The sequence below is a fragment of the uncultured Methanofollis sp. genome (assembly GCF_937919355.1).
Lineage (GTDB): Archaea > Halobacteriota > Methanomicrobia > Methanomicrobiales > Methanofollaceae > Methanofollis.
Window position 1 is genome coordinate 1 of record NZ_CALFSA010000182.1, and the last position, 2069, is coordinate 2069.

General features: G+C 55.7%; 4 protein-coding genes. 2 read left to right on the forward strand and 2 right to left on the reverse strand.

Annotation, left to right across the window (positions count from 1 at the left end):
* On the forward strand, positions 1–266 hold a 266-nt coding region (locus tag Q0520_RS09080), incomplete at its 5' end, for a hypothetical protein (protein ID WP_298669136.1).
* Positions 267–719: 453 nt separating this feature from the next.
* Here Q0520_RS09080 and Q0520_RS09085 read toward each other — a convergent pair.
* Positions 720–1124, reverse strand: a complete 405-nt coding sequence (locus Q0520_RS09085) for a pyridoxamine 5'-phosphate oxidase family protein (RefSeq protein ID WP_298669139.1) — start codon at positions 1122–1124, stop codon at positions 720–722.
* A gap of 80 nt (positions 1125–1204) precedes the next feature.
* Positions 1205–1621, reverse strand: a complete 417-nt coding sequence (locus tag Q0520_RS09090; RefSeq protein WP_298669142.1) for a pyridoxamine 5'-phosphate oxidase family protein — start codon at positions 1619–1621, stop codon at positions 1205–1207.
* Positions 1622–1685: 64 nt separating this feature from the next.
* Between Q0520_RS09090 and Q0520_RS09095 the strand changes: the two genes are divergently transcribed.
* On the forward strand, positions 1686–2069 hold a 384-nt coding region (locus Q0520_RS09095; protein ID WP_298669145.1), incomplete at its 3' end, for a hypothetical protein.

Here is a 2069-nt window from a genome sequence, read left to right on the forward strand (position 1 = left end):
ATGCAGGCCCGCCTGCTGAAGCAGATCAGGAAGGAATAAATTTTCTTTTTTTTTTTTGGAACACGGAAGAGAGCGCGTTTGTTTTTCCTAATGCTCTCTGTCACCACTGCTGCTTTATCAGAGTGTGGATTTTGGATGTGGCCTCACAGGAGATTAACGTCGTCCGGGATCACTCGTCTATCTCCTTCCTCTCAATGGTGCCGGGAAGTTTTTCCTGTCGACCTGGCAAGGGAGACCATTTTGGTGACGTCAACAAAATGGTCTAAAATTTCGTTTTTTGCATTTTGGCAGGATTCTTTCGCCTTGTCAATGGCATTCAAAAAATTTCGCCATTCCCTGTACCAGCAGCACCTGAAGATCCTTCGATTTATTTGTGAATACAGATTGTTCCAGTGACGAAAATATACCCTGACCCCCAATTGCGATAGACCCCGGGAAGAGTGAACAGGGCATTCTGAGGGTGATTGCGCGTATCACACCCTCGTCCACCAATACGCACACGAGAGGTTGTGCATACCGGCATCCGCACAAAAGAGATCAGGAAAGAGTTTGTGGGACATCCATGTCCTACAAAATATCTTGTGCGACATGAAACGCAAAATATGTCCCTCAAAAAATTTTGTGCGACACCGGTGGGGGACAACAAGGTACGGTATAGGCGGATTCGATCTCCCCGGGGGTCTGCTGTCCACCAGTTAAAAAAGAGAGAGACTCTCTGATCACAGCACCTTCTTCCCCGCCCCGTCCCCCGGCGAGCAGGTGAAGATATCGGTGATCCGGATCCTGATCAGGGACTTCGCCGGGTACTTCTCCGACTTCGCCTTCACCATCGCCCGCATCTTCTCGTAGTCAGGGCCCGAGGTGAGGACCTCGACGTCACCCTTGACCTGGAGGCACCCCTTCGTCTCCGGCCCCCAGAGATAGATCGCCGCCCGGGGATTCTCCTTCAGGTTTGCAAGGCTCTTGTGCATGTAATTGTCGGCGACCCAGACAGTCTCGTCGTCGACAAGCCAGACCGACTTCATCGGGACGACATTCGGCTCGCCGGCCTTCGAGGCGGTCGCAAGCGGATAGACCGGCGCCTTTGAAAAGGCTTCTTTCATCTCAGGTGTCAGTTTAACCATAGGAACCACACCCCTTTCGGCCCCGGTGCAGATGAACCTGACGGACAGCAGACAAAAAGAGGGAGATCTCAGGCACGAGATCAGGGGGTGACCAGGTGGATCCGCTCCCCCGCGCCCGGTCCGGGAGCACAGGAGTAGGCCTCCGTGATCTTCATAACGATCAGGCTCTTTGCAGGCGCCCGGGACATCTTGGCCAGCACGATCTCCCGCATCCTCTGGAAGTCCTCGCCCTCGGTGAAGATCGTCACGTCGCCCTTCAACTGGAAACAACCCTGGATCTCCGGTCCCCAGACATAGAGGGCGATATGCGGGTTCTCCTTCAGGTTCGCGATTGTCTTTTTCATGAAATTGTCCGCGATCCAGATCGTCTCGTCGTCCATGAGCATGCAAAAACCGATCGGGACAACATTCGGGATGCCGTCTTTCGAGGCGGTCGCCACCGGGAAGACCCTGACCTTCGAAAAGGCCTCTTTCATCTCGTCTACCAGTTTGACCATGGTGATCATATCCCTCTCGCACTCAGCAGATATATACCTGCGTGTTACAAAAGTGTACTCAGGAATGTCAGATACAGAATTCTATAGCGGTGAGGGTCCCACCGGTGCGGCAGACGATCCCGTGCGTGAAATCAGGGACGAACTGCGGGCTCTCAGGAGAGAGGTGCGCGACCTCGCAGACGGGCGCGGTCAGTCCGGGATCACCGGCCTCATTGCCGCCATGCAGCGTGAATTCGGACGGGTGGCCATCGACGCCCACCTAGAGAGTGCCCGGGCAGGACTGGAGCAGGAACTGGACAGGGCATGCCCGGAGAGGGAGAAGTGCCGGGAGATCCTCTTCCGCGAGATCCTGGAGAGCGCCGGGGCGATCGCCGGGGGACATGCCACACGGGAGGCACTGGACGGCTACCGTCGCCGGGTCTGCGACCTGAAAACGCAGGCGCGACCG

What these genes read in the sequence shown, in the direction of transcription:
- Q0520_RS09085 (WP_298669139.1), bottom strand. Translation starts at nt 1,124, where the DNA reads ATGGTTAAACTGACACCTGAGATGAAAGAAGCCTTTTCAAAGGCGCCG.
- Q0520_RS09090 (WP_298669142.1), bottom strand. Translation starts at nt 1,621, where the DNA reads ATGGTCAAACTGGTAGACGAGATGAAAGAGGCCTTTTCGAAGGTCAGG.